The sequence below is a fragment of the Rhodopirellula europaea 6C genome, from assembly GCF_000338295.1.
Lineage (GTDB): Bacteria > Planctomycetota > Planctomycetia > Pirellulales > Pirellulaceae > Rhodopirellula > Rhodopirellula europaea.
The window spans coordinates 1-581 of the sequence record NZ_ANMO01000234.1 but is presented as its reverse complement, the minus strand read 5'-3'; the positions used below and the strand labels follow the sequence as shown (position 1 = coordinate 581).

Below are 581 nucleotides of genomic sequence, written 5' to 3'. Positions count from 1 at the left end.
AACGGTACGCGTAACCGGGAACGCGCCGTGAAGTCTCTAACGGCCAAATAGCCTAGCTCGCGTTCTCCGGTTCACGCGATGGTTACCCGCCGGCGTGGGGTCGCATCAGCCGCACCGAACGTACCGATGCCACCACCAAATAGTACCAAATGACGGGGCAAAGCAAAACGATCAACAAAGTGTGAAGGTGTTGCGACCAAGTATATTTTCCAGAGGCGATGTTCGTGGCGTCCAAGTACGTCGCGAACACTATCAGTCCGGTAACCAGCAGCAGGGGCAGCAAGAACAAAGGCAGCAAGATGAAGCCGAGAGGCTTGGCGTAACGCTCGGAGCCAACCGCAACTACCGCAGCGAACACGAGATATGCAGCAGGTGCGAATCCAAACCACCAGTTTTGCCAACCCCACATTGCAATTGGCGAGGTGAGGAACGGCGGAAGATGGATAGCCCCAATGACAGCAGCAAATGCAGCCAAAACGTACGAGGCAAGTCGTCGATTTCGACACGAAGCTGCGGCAGATACTGAGACGTTGGTTGACGCTTCGTACGGATTTGCCATTAAGCAATTTCAGTCGGGTAAC

At 54.7% G+C, this 581-nt stretch carries 1 protein-coding gene; it reads right to left on the bottom strand.

What is annotated here, in order from left to right; translation table 11 throughout:
* Window positions 1-82: 82 nt before the first annotated feature.
* Window positions 83-358 (bottom strand): hypothetical protein, encoded by a 276-nt coding sequence (locus RE6C_RS24860; protein ID WP_236618508.1) that lies wholly within the window; start codon window positions 356-358, stop codon window positions 83-85.
* Between the last annotated feature and the right edge of the window lie 223 nt (window positions 359-581).